Here is a 17040-nt window from a genome sequence, read left to right as displayed (position 1 = left end):
GTTCGGTCGCGGATCGCGTACGAGGGCAAACGAAGAGCAATGATCGGTCGTAGAGTTTCCTGCCGGACACGGTCCTGGATCGTCTGCCTCGGATTTTTGACCGCCGGCCCAGCCGCGGCGCTCGCGGCCGACTGTCCCGGCCATCCCGACGCACTCGGCACCTCGCGCACGATCGTGGTCGATCCGCGCGAGCACCCACGCATCGGCACGATGCAGTACCGGGAAACGTTGCCGCTGCGGGATCACGAGGTGGTCCTGACCTTCGATGACGGGCCGCTGCCGAAATACTCGAACCAGGTGCTCCAGATCCTGGCCAATGAGTGCATCAAGGCCACCTTCTTCACCATTGGGGCGCAGGCGCAGGCCAATCCCGAAGGCGTGCGCAAGCTGGTCGCCGCCGGCCATACCGTCGGCACGCACAGCCAAAACCATCCGCTCACCTTCGAGAAAATGCCGATCGAGAAGGCGCAGACCGAGATCGATACGGGCATCGCCTCGGTTACGGCGGCGATGACCGATCCGTCCGCGCTCGCGCCGTTCTTCCGCATTCCCGGCCTGCTCCGCGCCGAGGGCGTGGAGAACCTGCTCGCCTCTCGCGGCATCCAGCTCTGGAGCGCCGATTTTCTGGCCGACGACTGGCGGCACGTCTCGCCCGAGCGCGTCTATCAGCTTGCCATCCAGCGGCTGGAGGCCAAGGGCAAGGGTATTCTGCTCCTGCACGACATCCAGCCGCGCACCGTCGCGGCGCTACCCAAGATCATCCGCGATCTGAAGGCACGCGGCTATCGTATCGTGCATGTGGTGCCCGCCACTGCCGATCGGCCGGCAACGCCGACCGAGCCGGTCGAATGGATGCTGCATCCGGCGAGCGAGAACGTCGCCGTGGTGCGCTGGCCGAAGATTCCGAGCTTCGTCTTCACGCGGAACGAAACGCTGCGGGCCCCGCTGCTGTCGGATCTGAATGCCGAGCTGCCGCGTCAGGCAGGCTCGTCGCATTGGGGCGTTGCGAAGGCCGGCGCGGAGAGCCTGGCCGTTCCGAGCCGGGACCTTTTCGAGATCAAGGAAGGCTCGCTCGAGGTCCTGATGTCCACGTCGGCGTCGCGTCATGTCGCGCGGCTGGCGCGGACCAACGCGGCCGATGCGATCTCGTCAAGAAATGCGAAGGGCCGCGGCCGGGCTGCGGCGGTCGCAACGCATGGTGGCAAGCACCCACCGGCCGCACGCGCCACGGCCAAGCGCATGGCACAAAACGCCAACGCAAGCGCGGCACGCCCGACCAAGCTCGCGAGCCTGAAGAAGCGGCCGCAGTAGCCTGGAAGTCGCCTACTGCCGCACGATGGCGGCGACGCAGAGCAGCACGATCAGCGCCAGGAAGAACAGGTCCATATAGGACTTGAGCTCGCCGTCGCGGCGCAGCCGCGCCACGTCGGTCACGATCTGCTTGCGCGCATTGGTTCCGCCGCTGCCGTCATTGATCGGCGCCTGCAGGCGCCGGGTCTCGCCTTCCAGCTTCTCGATCTTCTGGTAAAAATAGAACGCGCGCAGCGTCGAGGCCGCGCGCATGCCGGTGTAGACCAGCACGAGAATCGCGAGCATCGCGCGGTTCGGATACTTCTCCATGAAGTTCAGGCTGAAATAGACCATCGCCAGGAACGCGAAGTTGGTCACGAAGCGGTAGACGAAGCTTAGAAAGACCATGCTGGCTCCAGCGAAGGGCGGCGCGATCGTGCGACGTTGCGAATTGCGGAGATGTTGCACGCAAGCCGGAACGGCCGGCCTGGAATGCTGTGGGTGCTGGTCTACGCCAACTTTGTGCAGCCAAGATTAAGAGTGCCCGCGCGGTGCAGGCCGGGAATCGACCGGGTGGCCGGACGCGCGCGACTGCGCCTTTTAGCTGCGCTTGGCCATATTGCAAGAGAGCCCAGGCGGCTTGCCGCGACGCCGCGCGTAGACAGCGGCGGCCACATCGGCTCAATGGAGATTCGGCGGAAGTCGCGTTACACTGCGCTTGCTACCAGACTTTGCCAGCCGATGTGGGGTCTGCCGATGCCGAAGAAGGGAATCACGGGCCACGACGAATGGGTGCTCACCGAGGCGCTGGCAACCGCGCTGGTCGCGCTGGAGCAGCTCGCGCCAAAGCACCAGCCGCGCGCCCATATGGAAGACATCCGCAAGATGCTCGCCAACGGCAAGGAGCCGGCGACCGTGAGCCTGCACCTCGCCCAGGCCAAATGCCGCCTGTTCCCCGACACCGATCCGCTCGAGATCTACAAGGAATACGGGATCGGCGAGGAATATGGCTGAGCGAAGCCCGAAGGCCCGTCCGGCCCGCGCGTTCCGGAAAACCGGGAAACAAGGAAGGTTGGCCGCTCGGAGATCCTAGAGTGAGGCGATGACGACCAGCACGAGGATCAAGCGCCAATGACCTTCGACATCGGGGCAAGGGTGATGCCGGCCGAGGCGAGGCGCTCGCGCAGGCGCTGTGCCATTGCGACCGCACCCGGCGTATCGCCGTGGACGCAGACGCTGTCAATCCGGGTCGGCAGCCGCGTTCCCGACAGGCAGGTGATGGCGCCATCCTCCACCATGCGAATGACGCGCTCGGAAGCGACCTCCGCATCATGAATCACGGCGCCCGCAAGACGACGCGACACCAGATTGCCGTTGTCGGCATAGGCGCGATCGGCATAGATCTCGCGCACCAGCGGCAGGCCGAATTTCTCGCCTGCCCGCTCGGTCTCCTGACCGGGCATCACCACGAAGATCAGGTTGCGGTCGATGGTGCGGATCGCCCGCGCCACCGCTTCGGCGAGATCGCGGTCCTCGGCGGCGATGTTGCCGAGCGCGCCGTGGGTCTTGACGTGGCGGATGACGTGACCCACGTCGGATGCCAACGCCATCAGTGCGCCCACCTGATAGAGCACGATCTTCTCGATGTCAGCGGGGCGCTCGCCTTGAATGGGCCTGCGGCCAAAACCCCAGAGATCGAGAAAGCCAGGATGCGCGCCGGCCTGCACGCCGTTGGCCTTCGCCTCCGTCAAGGTGCGATGCATCACCAGGGGATCACCGGCATGGAAGCCACAGGCGATGTTGGCGGAGGTGACGGTTCGCAACATCTCGGCGTCATCGCCGAGCGTATAGACACCAAAACCCTCACCCATGTCGCAGTTCATATCGATCAGAGTCATCTCGTCCTCGTTTCGCGCGTGTGCGATATCGACATGGCGTGAGGCGCAGGTCACGAGGAATCCGGCGCGCTGCTTGCATGGAACGGCGTCACTTTTCGAAGAGTAGATGCGCGGCCATAAATCTCATGACGAGCGATCAACCAGCATGACAACCGACGCTCTTTACGCTCTGCCGCGTTTCCGCCGGTCCGGCGACGCAGCACTGACGATCGAAGTCGGAGACGGCATCGACGCGGACGTCAATGCGCGCGTCGTCGATCTCGACCGCGCGCTGACCGAGCGCGCACTGCGCGGTATCGTGGAGATCGTACCGACCTACCGCACGCTGCTGGTCTGCTTCGATCCGACGGTGCTATCGCGACGCGCCGTCGAAACCGGGGTGATGTCGCTGTGGCCACCGGCGCCGCCGGCGGGACAGGTTCGTCGTCGCTGGACCGTTCCCGTCGCCTATGGCGGCGACAACGGGATGGATCTCGACTGGCTCGCGCAGCGCCTCGATACGACGACCGACGACATCGTGGCGCGGCACAGCGCGGCTGAATATCGCGTCTACATGATCGGCTTCATGCCCGGGCTGACCTATCTCGGCGGGCTCGACCCCTTCCTTCACGTCGACCGGCGCCCCGAGCCGAGGCTGGTCGTGCCTCCAGGCAGCGTCTCCGTCGGAGGCCAGCAGGCCGCCATTTCTCCGCCGCTCCCCGCGCCGAGCGGCTGGCACATGCTGGGACGCACGCCGGTGCGCTCCTATGATCCGCGGCGCGAGGCCGAGCCCTTTTTGTTTCGCGCCGGCGATCTCGTTCGCTTTCGTCCGATCGACGGCGCCGAATGTGCTGCACTCGAACGCGCCGCGGAAGCCGGCGAGATCATCGCCGAAAAAGAAGAGCACACGGTGTGAGCGGCGCGATGTCTGTACATCTCGAAGTGATCGAGCCCGGTCTCGCCACGACAATTCAGGATCTCGGCCGTCGCGGCTGGCAACGGTTCGGCATTTCCGAGTCCGGGGCGATGGATCCCGTTGCGCTTGCAACCGCGAATGCGCTGGTCGGCAACACCGTCGGGACTGCTGCGCTCGAAGTCACTCTGGCCGGACCGGTGCTCGCTTGCATCAATGGCGACACGCGCATCGCGCTTGCCGGCGCCGATTTTGCGATGGCGATCGATGGCCGTCCGGTTGCCTCCCACGAGACGCATGATTTGAAATCAGGCCAGCATCTCGTGATCGGCGCGGCGCGGGACGGCGCGCGTGCCGTTCTCGCCGTCTCTGGCGGCTTCCAGATCAAGCCGATGCTCGGCAGCGTGGCGACGCATTCGCGTAGCCAACTCGGTGGGCTGAACGGCGGTCCGCTGCGCAAGGGCGACCTGCTGCCGCTGGCGCTCCCGGGCCTGCCGGGCAGGCCGCATCTCATGGTGTCCCCCACCAACCGCGTCCGACCCAATGGACCTGTCCGCGTCCTCCTTGGCCCGCAGGACGACGCCTTCAGCGCCGAGGGTATCGCAACGTTCCTCGGGTCCGACTACGCTGTCACTCCCTTGTCCGATCGCATGGGTTGCCGGCTCGAAGGACCCCGGGTCGCCCATGCGAGCGCCGTGGGGATCGTCTCCGATGGCATCGTCTTCGGCAGTATCCAGATCCCCGGCAACGGACAGCCGATCATCCTGCTTGCCGATCGCCAGACGACCGGCGGCTATCCGAAGATCGCCACCGTCATCTCCGCAGATCTTCCCCGGCTGGCCCAGCTTCGCCCTGGTGAGCGCGTCCATTTTCAATCGATCGAGGAAGACGAAGCCGTGAAGCTCGTGCGTGAGATGCGACGGCAGATCGATCGTGTGGGCGATTCAATGATCGAGGTCCATGGCGGCAGCAATCTCACAAGTGAGCATCTCCTGGCCAGCAACCTCATCAGCGGCGTGATCTCTGCTCTCGAATGGGTTCAAGCCGATGTCGCGACATCCTAGTTCTGTCTGCCGTTGCGAGATCGACTGACCGTCCCATGCCTAACAGCCTCCTGAAGACAAAGGGAAACTATCCATGGCTTTGCTTAGCGAAACTGCGAGCGGCGTTTACGTGATCGCTGTAACACCGTTTACCGACTCATTGCCGATATCGAACGTCTGATAGCGCGTCAGACTCGCCGCCTCAAAGAACTCAACTGACAGAAACGTCAACAACTGCTGCCGGCGCGAAATTGGTTCGGCGGCCATTTCGATAGCCGCAGCGTTCGTGATGATGCCGCGAGCACCTCGCGATCATCGAGCCCATTGCTGAAGGTGATGCTCCGCCGGCGTTCACGCGCATGCGCGCAGGCGGCCGCTCGGGCGCTTTGATCTTGGCCGGCAATCACCGGCCATGGCCGCGACTGGCGACGATTGGCTCGCGCGGGTTCGCCATCCGCGACAAGGCCTCGATGAAGATCGGTTCCCACGCCCTGATATGACGCCGCAGCAGATCGGCGAGGGCGTCTTCCTCGCCGGCCATCGCAAGCTCGATGATCTGATAGTGCTCCGCGGCGGATTCGTTCTGGCGGGCAAGACCCGCACGCGACTTGATGCCGTAAAGCCGCATCTGATCGCGGAGCCCCATCACCATTTCGGTCAGGCGCGCATTGTCTGCGGCTGCCGTCAGCAATTGGTGAAAGGTGCGATCGGCTTCGAGGTAAAGCCTGATGTCCTCCATCTTGACCGCACGGGCGACCTCGTCGGCAAAGCGAACCAGCTCCTTGAGATTTTTCTTCTTGCGCGCGACGATGGTCGCTGCGTGGAGCTCCAGCACCTCGCGCAGATCAAAGAGATTGCGAAGCTCGGTCAAGGTCGGCTCGACCACCTTGAAGCCGCGGTTACGCATCGGCTCGATCAACCCGCTGCGCGCCAGTTCGAGCAGTGCTTCCCGGACCGGGGTCGTCGACACGCCAAGGCTCGCGGCAAGCGTCGGCACGGAATACATCGACCCCGGCATGCTCTGGCCGGAAATAATCTCCGTGCGCACCTGCTGCAGCACCTGCTCCCGCAAATTCTGGTCCATTTCATTCCCGCTTCGTCGGCTCCGGAATCATCCGGCTCGTCCGCGGCACAATAGTCGCGTTTGGCTACGGCACAATAAATGGGCTTGACGAAGGGTATGCAGCAGATGAAACTATGTAGCGCTTTACTGTAATGCGCCACTATTGACCCTTTGGAACGGTGCGGCCTCCCCTATGGCGCAGCGCGTACCCGGCTATTGCACGCTCTGCCGATCCCGCTGCGGCTCGAGCATGGTGATCGAGAATGGGCGACTGATCGGTGTCGAGCCGTTGTCCGGACATCCGACCGGCGGAGCGCTGTGTGCGAAAGGCCGTGCCGCGCCCGAGATGGTGCACAGTCCGCGCCGGCTGACCAAACCGCTTCGCCGGACGGCGCCACGGGATGCTGCCGATCCCGGCTGGACCGAGATTTCCTGGGACGAGGCGCTGGGCGAGATCGCCCAAAAGCTTGGCGATATCCGCAAGACATCCGGTGCCGAAGCGGTGGCCTTCGCCCTCACCACGCCGAGCGGCACGCCGATGGTCGACAGCTTCGAATGGGTCGAGCGATTCATCCGCTGCTTCGGCAGTCCAAACCTGGTCTACGCGATCGAAATCTGCGGCTGGCACAAGGACTTTGCCCATGCCCTGACTTTCGGGCGCGGCATCGGCGTTCCCGATTATGAGCGCGCCGACGCTATCGTGCTATGGGGACACAATCCGGCCCGCACCTGGCTTGCCCAGGCAACACGCGTCGCCGATGCAAGGCGGCGTGGCGCGCGCGTCGCGGTGGTCGATCCCAAACCGAACGGATCCGGGCAACAGGCCGACATCTGGTTGCGTATTCGTCCCGGCGCGGACGGCGCGCTGGCGATGGGCGCGATCCGGCACCTCATCACGACGAGATCGTTCGACGCGGACTTCGTGACGCGGTGGACCAACGGACCGCTGCTGATCGACACCGAGACGGATCGCTTCGTTCGCGCGAGCGAACTCTGGGCTGATCAAGCAAACGACAATTTCGTTGCGCTGGACAGGTCCGGAGCGCGCGCCGTCGATACCCGCGTTGCGGCGTTCGATCCCGGCAGCTGCGAATTGGATGCTTGGGTAACGCTCACCGCGCAGGACGGTCGTACGATCGTTGCAGCGACAGCCTTCAGTCTGCTGACTGCCGAGGCAGCTCCCTATACGGTCGCTCGTGTGGCCGAATTGACCTGGCTCGACGAGAGCAAGATCACGGCCTTCTACGAGTTGTTCGAGAGCTGTCCGCGGCTCGCGTATCATTCCTGGACCGGCGTCGGCCAGCACACCAACGCGACCATGACTGAGCGAGCCATTGCAACGCTTTACGCACTCACTGGCGCCTGCGACAGGGGTGGCGGCAATGTCTGGCCAGCACCGCCCCCGACGCGAACCGTCAACGACTACACCTTGTTGCCGCCGGAGCAGCAGGCCAAGGCGCTCGGCCTCAGCGAATTCCCGCTCGGACCGCCAAGCCGGGGTTGGATCACGGCACGGGATTTCAGCCGCGCGGTTCTGACCGGCGAACCCTACCGGGTCGAGGCGCTGATGAGCTTCGGCACCAATTTCGTGGTGTCGCAGGGTCACTCTTCGCGTAATCGCGAAGCTCTGCGCGCGCTCGACTTCCACGTCCACGTCGATATGTTCATGAATCCGACGGCCGAGAACGCCGATATCGTGCTGCCGGCAAACATGCCGTGGGAACGAGACGCCCTGAAGATCGGCTTCGAGATCACGCAGGAGGCCGTCGAAACGATCCAGTTCCGCCCGCAGATGTTGCCGCGGTTCGGCGCGTGCAAGGCGGACTATGAAATTGTCGCCGAACTTGCGGTCAGGCTCGGCCTGGCCGATGAGTTTTTCGGCGGCGATATCCAGGCCGGCTGGAATTATCAGCTCGCACCACTCGGTGTTACCGTCGAAGAGTTGCGCCGCCATCCCGAGGGCCTGCGTTTCCCTCAACTCCTTCGTCACGAGAAATACGCGCTGCCGCAACAGGATGGCACGGTTGCGGGCTTTGCCACCGCCACCCGCCGCGTCGAGATCTATTCGGAGTTGATGCTCGAGCACGGCTACGCGCCGTTGCCGGGCCATATCGAGCCTGCCGAAAGTCCGCTCGCTGAGCGCGCCGACAGCCGCTTTCCGCTGGTGCTCACGACGGCCAAGAGCGGCTGGTTCGTCCATACTTCACATCGTCACGTCGCTTCCCTTCGCAAGAAGACGCCCGATCCGGCGCTCGAAATCAGCCCAACGCTCGCAGCGGGACGTGGCCTCACGGACGGTGACTGGGTGATCGTCACAACCTCAGCCGGCGAAGTCCGGCTGCGCGTACGGCTAAACGAAGCGCTCGACGACCGCGTCACTGTCGCCGAGTTCGGCTGGTGGGAGGATTGTCCGCCACTAGGACGCGCCGCAATTCAGGCAGCCGGATCGCCGACCTCGAATATCAACGATGCCTTGAGTGACGCGACACGCGATCCGGTCAGCGGTTCGGTGCCGCTGCGCGCCACAAGTTGCGACATCCGCAAGGACGAGGCTGCGAGCCGCGGTCACTGGACCGGCAAGCGCGGCTTCGCGGTCGCCGCCATTCGCCGCGAGGCCGACGATGTCGTCGCGCTGGAGCTTGCGCCGCGCGATGGCGGTGCGATTCCTGCGTTTCGCCCGGGACAACACGTGCTGCTGAGCCTGCCGGGATTCGATGCTGCGCGCGCCTATTCGTTGACCGGCCACGACGACCGAAATGTGCTGTCGATCGCGGTCAAGAAGCGCCGGTCCGACGATTCCGGATTTGCCGGCCAAGCGGTTCACATTTCCGATCGCATCCATCGTCTGGCGGTCGGAGATGAAGTTCAGATCGAATCGCCCAAGGGCATTTTCACTCCACCGCTGCAAGGACGCCGGCCCCTGATTTTTCTTGCTGCCGGAATCGGCATCACGCCCTTTATCAGTCACCTGGAGGCGCTGGCGAGACAGCGGCCAGCTGAACGCGTCGCCCGGGTCCTGCTGCTCCATGGCTGCCGCAATGGCGGCGAGCATGCCTTCGCCCGGCGGTTGCGGGAGCTCGCAGACCTCTTGCCGGAGCTCGAGCTCGTGACGGCGTATTCGGCCCCGCGCGCGCAAGATCGATGCCCCGCGGATTACGATTACGCGGGCCGGCTGGACCTGTCGGCGATCGATCCGTTGCTGCCGCTAAGCCCCCTCACCTATCTCTGCGGCTCGCCGGACTTCACGACATCAATGGCGACCCGGCTGATCGAGCGGGGCGTCCCCAGCTTCGACATATTCACAGAAGCTTTCGCGTCACCCCCGAATGTGCCGCGGACGCTGAAGCCGCAGACCGTCCACATCGCGGACGGTGACAGAAGCTTCACTTGGACGCCCGAGCTCGGAACGCTTCTCGATGCGGCCCAGGCGGCCGGTCTGTCGTTACCCAGCGGCTGCCGGGTCGGCCAGTGCGAGAGCTGCCTCATGCGCGTCGTCGACGGCAACGTCGCACGGCTCGACGGCGATCACAGCGCGACCGATCAGTGCCTGACCTGTCAATCCGTTCCGCTCTCGGAACTCACGCTCGCACTTTGATCGGCAATGACGAAACAGACGCAACATCAACGCGACTATGGGGGCCGCAATGACCGACACGACAGATAAAGCCATCTTCCTGGACAAAGGACCAACGCAAGCCAACCCGCTTGCAAGATTCTCGCAGTACATGGTGAGCTTTGCCGAGCGCTGGTTTCCCGATGCTTACGTGTTTGTGCTGATCGCCGTTGTCGCGGTCGCACTCGGTACGATCGCGCATGGTGGCTCACCGCTTGCGGTCAGCCGCGCCTTCGGCGACGGCTTCTGGAATCTCATTCCTTTCACCATGCAGCTGGCTCTGGCCGCCGTCGGAGGCTACGTGGTTGCGATGTCCCCGCCTGTCTCAGCGTTGATGCGATGGCTGGCCGGCGTCCCCTCCAGCGCACGCGGCGCCGTGGTTTTCGTCGGCGTGCTCAGCATCCTTCTGTCACTTCTGAACTGGAGTCTGAGCCTGATCTTCTCGGGCCTCTTGGTGCGCGAAATCGCCCGACGCAAGGACATCAAGCTCGATTATCGCGCAGCTGGTGCGGCAGGCTATCTGGGTCTGGGCTGCGGCTTCACGCTCGGCATCACCTCTTCGGTCGCGCAGCTTCAGGCGAACGCGGCAAGCATTCCGAGTTCGCTGCTGCCGATCACCGGTGTCATCGGTTTCGCCGAGACGATCCTGACATGGCAAAACCTGGTGACGATCATCGTCGTGACCGCACTGTCCGCGGCGATCTGTTACCTGACGGCGCCAACTGAGGCGCTGACCAGAACCGCAGAGGATCTCGGCGTATCTCTCGGCGACGACCGGATCGAGCCAAAGAAGCCGGCACGGCCGGGTGACTTTCTCGAGTTCAGCCCCGTTCTGACCATTCTGATCGTGGCGCTGGCATCAGGCTGGCTCTGGCAGACCTTTCAATCCGGCAATCCGCTGATCACCCTGTCGGGCCTAAACACCTATAATTTCGTGTTTCTGGTGCTTGGCATTCTCCTGCACTGGCGTCCTCGCAGCCTTCTCGAGGCATTTTCCAAGGGGACGCCGAGCATCTCGGGCCTGCTGTTGCAGTTCCCCTTCTATGCCGGAATCGCCCACATGCTGACCAAGGTCCCGAACGGCAGCGGTCTGACGCTTTCCGATACCGTCGCTCACTGGTTCGCAAGCGTCTCGGTCAACTCGACCGTTTTCTCCTTCCTGATCGGAATCTATTCCGCGGTGCTCGGTTTCTTCATCCCGTCGGCCGGCGGCAAATGGATCATCGAGGCGCCCTACATCATGAAGGCGGCCAACGAAATCGGAGCTCATCTGGGCTGGACTACCATGGTCTACAACATCGCCGAGACGCTGCCGAACTTTATCAACCCATTCTGGATGCTGCCACTGCTTGGCGTGCTCGGGTTGAAGTCGAAAGACCTGGTTGGCTACACCTCCGTGCAATTCTTCGTGCACTTCCCGATCGTCATGATCTTGGCTGCGATCCTGATGACGACTTTCACGTACCACGCACCAATTCTGCCGTGATCGATCGTCGAACCTGACAATGCGGGATGTCGGGATCTCTCCGACCCGACATCCCGGTCGCTCATGTCCGCTCCCTCGCCGCCATCTGTACCGCCAGAATTGCCCCGGTTTCGGGTCTGCGCTCCGGACGACGAGGCGTCCTCATCTCAGGCGTCGCGTTTCATGATCCATTCGACCGCCGGACTCGGCACGAAGCGCCATTTGCGCAAGGGGCCGGCCATGACGTTGAGATAGTACATCTCGAAGCCATAGGGCGCGCCGCAGGGATGGTGCCCGCGCGGAACCAGAACCACGTCGCCGTCATGCACGGCCATCGTCACGTCGAGCTGCAAATCGTCCGTGTAGACACGCTGAATGCCGAAGCCGACGGATGGATTGATGCGGTGATAATACGTCTCCTCGAGATAAGTGATGCGCGGGAAATCGTCCTCGTCGTGGCGATGTGAGGGGTAACTGGACCAGTGGCCCGCGGGGGTGAAGACCTCCGTGACTAGCAAGCTGTCGCAATAGTCCTCGTTCTCCATCGCGATATTGTTGATGTAGCGCGTATTCGTCCCCTTGCCGCGCTCGGTCAGACGGATCCCCTGCGGGTCGATCCGGCGTGCCGCGTGCAGCCCCTTGCCAGGGGCCGAACACACGGCGATCGTGCACTCGGTTTCCGCGGTCGCCTCCCAGGCCGCACCGTTCGGCAAGTAGACGCAATGTGGCGGCGTCTTTTCAAAGACGTTCATGCGCTCGCCGAAACTGCCCCAATCCTGCCCACCGCCAGTCACGGAGGCCTTGCCCTCGACCATGACCAGGACGACCTCGCGATCTCCCGTCGTTTCCGCGGCACGCTCGCCCGGACGCAGCCGGTAGAGCGAGAAGCCGACATAGCGCCAGCCCGCCGATTGCGGCGTGATCTCGTGCACCTTGCCGTGTGTGCCAAAGGGCTTGCGTAGCAATTCCGCCATGTGTCTCTCCCGACGTGCCGCACGGTCGGCGGCATGACAACCGCTAGAGCATGATCCGGAAAAGTGTGAAGCGGTTTTCCGAAAAGATCATGCTCAAACAATAATCTAAAGCGCGATGACGGTTCATCCCAATCTCATCGCGCTTTAGTAGTTACGCAAGCCCGACGCGGGCGGCAATTTCCTTCAGCGAGCGCAAGCCCATGCCCTGATATTTCAGTGGCTCGCGAACGAGGCTGTCCTGCTCGGCCTCGATGACGATCCAGCCCGAATAGCCATGTTGGGCGGCGGTCGTCAGCACCGGCTCGAAGTCGATGCAGCCTTCCGGATCGCCCGGCACCGTGAACGCGCCGCGCCGCACGCCCTCGAGGAAACTCAACCCTTTCTCACGCACCTCGCGCATGATCGGGGGGCGAATATTCTTGCAATGGATGTGCGTGATGCGGCCGATATATTTGCGCACGACCTCCGTTGGATCGGCACCTCCGAAGAAAGCGTGGCCGGTATCGAATAGCAGCCGGGTATGGGGACCGGCCATCTCCATGAAGCGGTCGATGTCGGCTCCGCTTTCGATGATGGTGCCCATGTGGTGGTGGTACCCCATCTTCACGCCCTGATCGTGGGCGTATTTCGAAAGCTCCTCATATCCTTTCGAAAAGCGATCCCATTGTTCATCGGTCATGATCGGACGGTTGTTGACCGCTTCACCGTCATTGCCATGCACCGTGTTCGAGCACTCGCACGCGTTGACATGATCTCCACCGGCAGCCCTCACCATGTCGATGAAGCTCTGAAGGTTCCTCTTCTCGGTGTCGATATCGTTCACGAGAATATTGGTCGAATGCCAGCCGGCGGCAAAACGCAGGCCGTATTCGGCGAGCTTCGCTTTGAGCGCCCGGCCATCATCGGGCATCTTGTGGCCCTTTTCGATGCCGTCAAACCCGATCGTCCGGCAGTCTCCGAGGCAGTCTTCGAGCGAGAGATGGTCGCCGATGCTCCAGTCGTCGTCGTTCGACCAGGCGATGGGGTTGGTACCGTACAGGATCATGAGAGGCCTCAATCGAAAGTGCGTTGAAATTGTGAATTGACTGCGTAGCGTTCTCGCGCGTGCTCCAGACGCTCTGGACCGCCGGCTTCGGGCACCGCGACGTCCCACCAGTGACCGCCGGCGCCGGTGCCCGGCACGGGATCGGTGTCGATCAGGATGACGGTCGGCTTGGTCCGGCCGCGCGCGGCGACGATGCGGGCCTCGAGATCGGCGATGCTCGTCGCCTTCTCGGCGTGGGCGCCCATGGAGCGGGCATGGGCGACGAAGTCGATCTCCGGCCCGCCCTCGACGGCGCAGTCCTTGTAGAGATTGTTGAACTCCGCGCCGCCGGTCTCGATCTGCAGACGGTTGATGCAGCCGTAGCCCCGATTGTCGGTCAGAACGATCGTGAAGGGCACGCGGCGCATGACGGCGGTGGCAAGTTCGGAATTCGCCATCATGTAGGAGCCGTCGCCGACGAAGCAGATGACCTCCTTATCCGGCGCAGCGAGCGCGATGCCGAGCGCGCCGGCGACCTCGTAGCCCATGCAGGAATAGCCGTATTCCATGTGGTAGCCACCCGCGGCCGCCCGCCACAGAACCTGCAGCGCGCCCGGCATGGTGCCGGCGGCGCACATGACGACCGTCTTATCGGTCGCGACCCGCTGCACCGCGCCGATCACCTGCGCGTCAGTCGGCAGCACGTTGGCCATCCCCTCCGGCGCGCCGGTAACAGCCTTCACTTTGGCGTGCCAGGCGGCGCGCGAAGCAGCATCCGGGGCTTGCGCTTTGTGGTCGCCTAGCAGGGCCGAGAGCTGTTCGAGCGTTACTTTGGCATCGCCGACCACACCGATCGCGCCGTGCTTGGTGGCGTCGTAGCCATGCAGATTGATCGAGACGAGCTTGCGGGCGCCGTTCTTGAACAGGGCCCAGCTGCCGGTCGTGAAATCCTGGAAACGCGTGCCGACGCCAACGACGAGATCTGCCTCGGACGCGAGCGCGTTGCCGCATTCCGAACCCGTCACGCCGGGCGAGCCGAAGTTCAGAGGATCGGTCCAGGCGTTCGCCCCCTTGCCGGCCTGGGTCTCGAGGAAGGCGATGTTATGCTTCCTGGCAAAAGCGGCGAGCGTCGCTTCGGCGCCGGCATAGATCACACCGCCGCCCGAGATCAGCACCGGCTTCCTGGCCGCGCGGATCAGGCTCGCGACCTCCTCGACCTCGCGCGGGTCAGCCAGCGGCCGGCGGATGCGCCAGACCTTGGGCTCGAAGAAGCTCTCCGGATAATCGCAGGCCTCGGCCTGAACGTCCTGGCAGAAGGCCAGACACACCGGGCCGCAATTGGCCGGATCGGTCATCACGGCGAGCGCGCGCGGCAGCGCGGTCAACAACTGTTCGGGCCGCGTGATGCGATCGAAGTAGCGCACCACCGGCCGGAAGGCGTCGTTGGCCGAGACCGTGCCGTCGTCGAAATCTTCGACCTGTTGCAACACCGGATCCGGGCGACGGTTGGCGAACACGTCGCCGGGGATGAGCAGCACCGGCAGGCGGTTGACATGCGCGAGCGCCGCCGCCGTCACCATGTTGGTGGCGCCGGGGCCGATCGACGAGGTCACCGCCATTGCCCTACGACGCTTCATGGTCTTGGCATAGGCGATCGCCGTATGCGCCATCGTCTGCTCGTTCTGGCCCCGCCAGGTCGGCAACGCCGTGCCGATGCCGTGCAGCGCCTCGCCGAGACCGGCCACGTTGCCGTGACCGAAGATCGCCCAGACACCCTCGATGAAGCGTCCGCCTTCTTCGGTCATCTGCACCGAGAGCCAGCGCACCATGGCCTGCGCAGCGGTCAGTCGGATCGTCTTGGTCATGCCGCCTTCTCCCGCGCCGTCGCGCGCGCCTCGTCCCAGATCTCGCAGAGCCGGCGGTAGCGCCGTGCCATCTCGGCGACCGCCGCCTCGTCGGACGTCTCACCCTTGAACCACGCCCGCGCCACCTCGCCAAAAATGGTGCGCCCGACCGCAAAGCCTTTTACTAGCGGGAAGCCGGCGGCGACGCGGAAGCTCGCGGCGAGTTCGGCGTCAGGCGCATCGAGACCGAGCACGACGATGCCGCGGGTATAGCGGTCGTGCTCTTCGATCGCCTTGCAGGCGGCATCCCAGGCGGCAGCGCTTGCCAGCGGTTCGAGCTTCCACCAGTCGGGATAGATTCCGGCGGCGTAGAACTGCCGGATCAGCGTCGCCATCGTCTCATCGTCGACCGCCCCGACCTTCGAGGCCACGATCTCCAGCAAAAATTCGAGATTGTTGCGCCGTGATGCCTCAAACAGGCGCTTGACGCTCTCCTCCTGCGCGGCGCGCGTCGCCGAGTCGTCGTCCGGATGGCAGAAGCAGAGCACCTTCACGACGTTTTCGCGCGCCCACTCACCGAGGGCCCCACAGTCTGACCCCAGTTCCGGCTCGAAGGAGAGCGGCCGCGAGCCTGGCCGTTCGCAGGGCCTGCCGATCCAGAGGCCCGAACCGGAGGCGGCGTGGAGCGCGCGCCGACCGATGCGGTTGTCGCAAAGGATGCCGTAGCCGGGCTTCCCGCCCTGCACCTCGAGCGCGGCCTCAAGGCATAGCTCCTTGAACGCGCCACCCCTGGCGAGCGTGTAGCCGTCCATCTGCTCGAGCTGCGAACGGTGGTCGAAGGCGAACACCCGGCATTCCGACCAGTCGCCCGACCGGTTGGTGGCCCAGTGGATCTGTTCGAGCTCGGTGTCGTGGCGCAGCGCCTTCACCTTGATGCCGCGCTTCAGGAAGAACTGGAGCTCCTCCCAGGACGGATAGGCCGGCGTGCAGCCGTGGCGGCTGACCGCGAAGGCGCCGCAGGCGTTGGCGTATTCGAGCGCCTTCGGCCAGCTCGCGTCGTCGAGCCAGCCGCGCAGGAGCCCGGCGAAGAAGCCGTCGCCGGCGCCGAGCACGTTGAAGACTTCAATCGGAAATCCCGGGCCCATCTCGCCGTCGTCGAGATTGTCGGGGATGGCGGCAGCGAAGGCGACTGCACCCTTCGCACCGCGTTTGCAGACGAGCGTCGCCGGGGTCAGCGCGCGGACCGCCCGGAGGGCCACGACCGTGTCGATCGAACCGCCAGCGATGTGAAACTCCTCCTCCGTGCCGACGATCAGGTCGAAGAGATGGAGCGTGCCCTGGAGCTTCTTCGTGACCGCAGCACTTTCGATGAAGCGGCTTTCACCTGCGCCATGGCCGGCGAGGCCCCAGAGGTTCGGGCGATAGTCGATGTCGAGCGCGGTGCAGGCGCCGTGGGCGCGGGCGAGCCGCAGCGCTTTGAGCACGGCGGCTTCGGTGCGCGGGTTCGACAAATGCGTGCCGGTCGCCACGACGGCGCGAGCATCGGCGATGAAGGTTTCCTCGATGTCGTCCTCGGAGAGTGCCATGTCGGCACAGTTCTCGCGATAGAAGATCAGCGGGAACTGGTCCTCGCCGCGGATGCCGAGCAGCACCAGAGCGGTCAGACGCGCAGGGTCAGTCTTGACCCCCTGTACGTCGACGCCCTCCCGCTGGAGCTGCTCGCGGATGAACCGGCCCATGTGCTCGTCGCCGACGCGGGTGATCAGCCCGGACTTCAGCCCGAGCCGCGCCGCCCCGCAGGCGATATTGGTCGGAGAGCCGCCGATATACTTGTTGAACGATCCCATGTCCTCGAGCCGGCCGCCCACCTGCGCGCCGTAGAGATCGACCGAAGACCTTCCGATCGTGATGACGTCGAGTTTCTTCATCGGCCA

Annotated in this window: 14 protein-coding genes; 6 read left to right on the top strand and 8 right to left on the bottom strand. The window is 64.2% G+C overall.

From position 1 onward, the window contains the following. Positions 1-39 precede the first annotated feature (39 nt). Positions 40-1311 (top strand): polysaccharide deacetylase family protein, encoded by a 1272-nt coding sequence (locus tag YUU_RS0121345; protein ID WP_027524236.1) that lies wholly within the window; start codon positions 40-42, stop codon positions 1309-1311. Between the two features lie 12 nt (positions 1312-1323). Here the strand turns inward: YUU_RS0121345 and YUU_RS0121340 are convergent, their stop codons facing one another. Continuing rightward, the gene (locus tag YUU_RS0121340; RefSeq protein ID WP_027524235.1) at positions 1324-1698 is read right to left on the bottom strand and encodes a hypothetical protein; all 375 of its coding nucleotides are present in this window, start codon (positions 1696-1698) and stop codon (positions 1324-1326) included. Positions 1699-2046: 348 nt separating this feature from the next. On the opposite strand from YUU_RS0121340, the gene YUU_RS0121335 reads away from it, so the two are divergent. After that, entirely contained in the window at positions 2047-2304 is a 258-nt protein-coding gene (locus YUU_RS0121335) for a hypothetical protein (RefSeq protein WP_198031794.1), read from the top strand. Between the two features lie 107 nt (positions 2305-2411). Here the strand turns inward: YUU_RS0121335 and YUU_RS0121330 are convergent, their stop codons facing one another. Continuing rightward, the gene (locus tag YUU_RS0121330) at positions 2412-3188 is read right to left on the bottom strand and encodes a LamB/YcsF family protein (protein ID WP_027524233.1); all 777 of its coding nucleotides are present in this window, start codon (positions 3186-3188) and stop codon (positions 2412-2414) included. A 145-nt stretch (positions 3189-3333) separates the two neighbouring features. Here YUU_RS0121330 and pxpB point away from each other — a divergent pair, with 145 nt between their 5' ends. Then, positions 3334-4083: a 5-oxoprolinase subunit PxpB gene (gene pxpB / locus YUU_RS0121325; RefSeq protein WP_027524232.1), complete on the top strand. Its 750-nt coding sequence runs from the start codon at positions 3334-3336 to the stop codon at positions 4081-4083. An 8-nt stretch (positions 4084-4091) separates the two neighbouring features. Then, entirely contained in the window at positions 4092-5144 is a 1053-nt protein-coding gene (locus YUU_RS0121320; protein ID WP_027524231.1) for a biotin-dependent carboxyltransferase family protein, read from the top strand. Positions 5145-5249: 105 nt separating this feature from the next. Here YUU_RS0121320 and YUU_RS58795 read toward each other — a convergent pair whose 3' ends face one another. Both YUU_RS58795 and YUU_RS51305 read right to left on the bottom strand, forming a co-directional pair. Next, entirely contained in the window at positions 5250-5390 is a 141-nt protein-coding gene (locus tag YUU_RS58795) for a hypothetical protein (protein WP_156944427.1), read from the bottom strand. A 136-nt stretch (positions 5391-5526) separates the two neighbouring features. Continuing rightward, complete coding sequence (locus tag YUU_RS51305) at positions 5527-6207, bottom strand: GntR family transcriptional regulator (RefSeq protein ID WP_035662924.1); 681 nt, start codon at positions 6205-6207, stop codon at positions 5527-5529. Between the two features lie 172 nt (positions 6208-6379). Here YUU_RS51305 and YUU_RS0121305 point away from each other — a divergent pair, with 172 nt between their 5' ends. After that, the gene (locus YUU_RS0121305) at positions 6380-9781 is read left to right on the top strand and encodes a molybdopterin-dependent oxidoreductase (RefSeq protein WP_027524230.1); all 3402 of its coding nucleotides are present in this window, start codon (positions 6380-6382) and stop codon (positions 9779-9781) included. A 49-nt stretch (positions 9782-9830) separates the two neighbouring features. Beyond that, positions 9831-11285 carry a short-chain fatty acid transporter gene (locus YUU_RS0121300; RefSeq protein ID WP_035662960.1) on the top strand — a complete coding sequence of 485 codons (1455 nt, stop codon included), beginning with the start codon at positions 9831-9833 and terminating at the stop codon, positions 11283-11285. 146 nt (positions 11286-11431) lie between these two features. On the opposite strand, the gene iolB is transcribed toward YUU_RS0121300, so the two are convergent. The 4 genes from iolB to iolC form a co-directional block, all read right to left on the bottom strand. Further along, positions 11432-12238: a 5-deoxy-glucuronate isomerase gene (iolB, locus tag YUU_RS0121295; protein ID WP_027524228.1), complete on the bottom strand. Its 807-nt coding sequence runs from the start codon at positions 12236-12238 to the stop codon at positions 11432-11434. Positions 12239-12389: 151 nt separating this feature from the next. Then, entirely contained in the window at positions 12390-13283 is an 894-nt protein-coding gene (gene iolE, locus YUU_RS0121290) for a myo-inosose-2 dehydratase (RefSeq protein ID WP_027524227.1), read from the bottom strand. A gap of 8 nt (positions 13284-13291) precedes the next feature. After that, a complete protein-coding gene (gene iolD, locus YUU_RS0121285; RefSeq protein WP_027524226.1) occupies positions 13292-15127 on the bottom strand; it encodes a 3D-(3,5/4)-trihydroxycyclohexane-1,2-dione acylhydrolase (decyclizing) in 1836 nt (611 codons plus the stop codon). Continuing rightward, on the bottom strand, positions 15124-17034 hold the full coding sequence (gene iolC, locus YUU_RS0121280; RefSeq protein WP_027524225.1) for a 5-dehydro-2-deoxygluconokinase: 1911 nt from the start codon (positions 17032-17034) through the stop codon (positions 15124-15126). Before iolC ends, iolD begins: the two co-directional genes overlap by 4 nt. Positions 17035-17040: the final 6 nt, after the last annotated feature.

The sequence above is a fragment of the Bradyrhizobium sp. Ec3.3 genome, from assembly GCF_000472925.1.
Lineage (GTDB): Bacteria > Pseudomonadota > Alphaproteobacteria > Rhizobiales > Xanthobacteraceae > Bradyrhizobium.
This window is presented reverse-complemented; position numbering and strand designations above follow the sequence as displayed.

What these genes read in the sequence shown, in the direction of transcription:
- YUU_RS0121345 (WP_027524236.1), top strand. Translation starts at nt 40, where the DNA reads ATGATCGGTCGTAGAGTTTCCTGCCGGACACGGTCCTGGATCGTCTGC.
- YUU_RS0121300 (WP_035662960.1), top strand. Translation starts at nt 9,831, where the DNA reads ATGACCGACACGACAGATAAAGCCATCTTCCTGGACAAAGGACCAACG.
- YUU_RS0121320 (WP_027524231.1), top strand. Translation starts at nt 4,092, where the DNA reads ATGTCTGTACATCTCGAAGTGATCGAGCCCGGTCTCGCCACGACAATT.
- pxpB (WP_027524232.1), top strand. Translation starts at nt 3,334, where the DNA reads ATGACAACCGACGCTCTTTACGCTCTGCCGCGTTTCCGCCGGTCCGGC.
- YUU_RS51305 (WP_035662924.1), bottom strand. Translation starts at nt 6,207, where the DNA reads ATGGACCAGAATTTGCGGGAGCAGGTGCTGCAGCAGGTGCGCACGGAG.
- iolB (WP_027524228.1), bottom strand. Translation starts at nt 12,238, where the DNA reads ATGGCGGAATTGCTACGCAAGCCCTTTGGCACACACGGCAAGGTGCAC.
- YUU_RS58795 (WP_156944427.1), bottom strand. Translation starts at nt 5,390, where the DNA reads ATGGCCGCCGAACCAATTTCGCGCCGGCAGCAGTTGTTGACGTTTCTG.
- iolD (WP_027524226.1), bottom strand. Translation starts at nt 15,127, where the DNA reads ATGACCAAGACGATCCGACTGACCGCTGCGCAGGCCATGGTGCGCTGG.
- iolC (WP_027524225.1), bottom strand. Translation starts at nt 17,034, where the DNA reads ATGAAGAAACTCGACGTCATCACGATCGGAAGGTCTTCGGTCGATCTC.
- YUU_RS0121335 (WP_198031794.1), top strand. Translation starts at nt 2,047, where the DNA reads ATGCCGAAGAAGGGAATCACGGGCCACGACGAATGGGTGCTCACCGAG.
- iolE (WP_027524227.1), bottom strand. Translation starts at nt 13,283, where the DNA reads ATGATCCTGTACGGTACCAACCCCATCGCCTGGTCGAACGACGACGAC.
- YUU_RS0121305 (WP_027524230.1), top strand. Translation starts at nt 6,380, where the DNA reads ATGGCGCAGCGCGTACCCGGCTATTGCACGCTCTGCCGATCCCGCTGC.
- YUU_RS0121340 (WP_027524235.1), bottom strand. Translation starts at nt 1,698, where the DNA reads ATGGTCTTTCTAAGCTTCGTCTACCGCTTCGTGACCAACTTCGCGTTC.
- YUU_RS0121330 (WP_027524233.1), bottom strand. Translation starts at nt 3,188, where the DNA reads ATGACTCTGATCGATATGAACTGCGACATGGGTGAGGGTTTTGGTGTC.